This window comes from Streptomyces sp. NRRL WC-3605 (assembly GCF_001509795.1).
GTDB lineage: Bacteria > Actinomycetota > Actinomycetes > Streptomycetales > Streptomycetaceae > Streptomyces > Streptomyces viridochromogenes.
Genome location: NZ_LLZN01000120.1, coordinates 1 through 1195 on the forward strand (window position 1 = coordinate 1; position 1195 = coordinate 1195).

Genomic DNA, 1195 nt, shown 5'->3' on the forward strand with positions numbered 1-1195 from the left:
TGAGCTGGGGGTGGCCGCAGAGACCAGCGAGAAGCGACTGTTTACTAAAAACACAGGTCCGTGCGAAGCCGTAAGGCGATGTATACGGACTGACGCCTGCCCGGTGCTGGAACGTTAAGGGGACCGGTTAGTCGAGATTCGTCTCGGCGAAGCTGAGAACTTAAGCGCCAGTAAACGGCGGTGGTAACTATAACCATCCTAAGGTAGCGAAATTCCTTGTCGGGTAAGTTCCGACCTGCACGAATGGCGTAACGACTTCTCGACTGTCTCAACCATAGGCCCGGTGAAATTGCACTACGAGTAAAGATGCTCGTTTCGCGCAGCAGGACGGAAAGACCCCGGGACCTTTACTACAGTTTGATATTGGTGTTCGGTTCGGCTTGTGTAGGATAGCTGGGAGACTTTGAACTCTGGACGCCAGTTCAGGGGGAGTCGTCGTTGAAATACCAGTCTGGTCGTGCTGGATGTCTAACCTGGGTCCGTGATCCGGATCAGGGACAGTGTCTGATGGGTAGTTTAACTGGGGCGGTTGCCTCCTAAAGAGTAACGGAGGCGCCCAAAGGTTCCCTCAGCCTGGTTGGCAATCAGGTGTTGAGTGTAAGTGCACAAGGGAGCTTGACTGTGAGACCGACGGGTCGAGCAGGGACGAAAGTCGGGACTAGTGATCCGGCGGTGGCTTGTGGAAGCGCCGTCGCTCAACGGATAAAAGGTACCCCGGGGATAACAGGCTGATCTTCCCCAAGAGTCCATATCGACGGGATGGTTTGGCACCTCGATGTCGGCTCGTCGCATCCTGGGGCTGGAGTCGGTCCCAAGGGTTGGGCTGTTCGCCCATTAAAGCGGTACGCGAGCTGGGTTTAGAACGTCGTGAGACAGTTCGGTCCCTATCCGCTGTGCGCGTAGGAGTCTTGAGAAGGGCTGTCCCTAGTACGAGAGGACCGGGACGGACGAACCTCTGGTGTGCCAGTTGTTCTGCCAAGGGCATGGCTGGTTGGCTACGTTCGGGAGGGATAACCGCTGAAAGCATCTAAGCGGGAAGCCTGCTTCGAGATGAGGACTCCCACCCACTTGATGGGGTAAGGCTCCCAGTAGACGACTGGGTTGATAGGCCGGATCTGGAAGCACGGTAACGTGTGGAGGTGACCGGTACTAATAGGCCGAGGGCTTGTCCTCAGTTGCTCGCGTCCACTGTGTT

1 rRNA gene is annotated in these 1195 nt (G+C 56.4%); it reads left to right on the forward strand.

What is annotated here, in order from left to right:
* Nucleotides 1–1173, forward strand: a 23S ribosomal RNA gene (locus ADL34_RS33555); the annotation flags it as partial.
* Nucleotides 1174–1195: the final 22 nt, after the last annotated feature.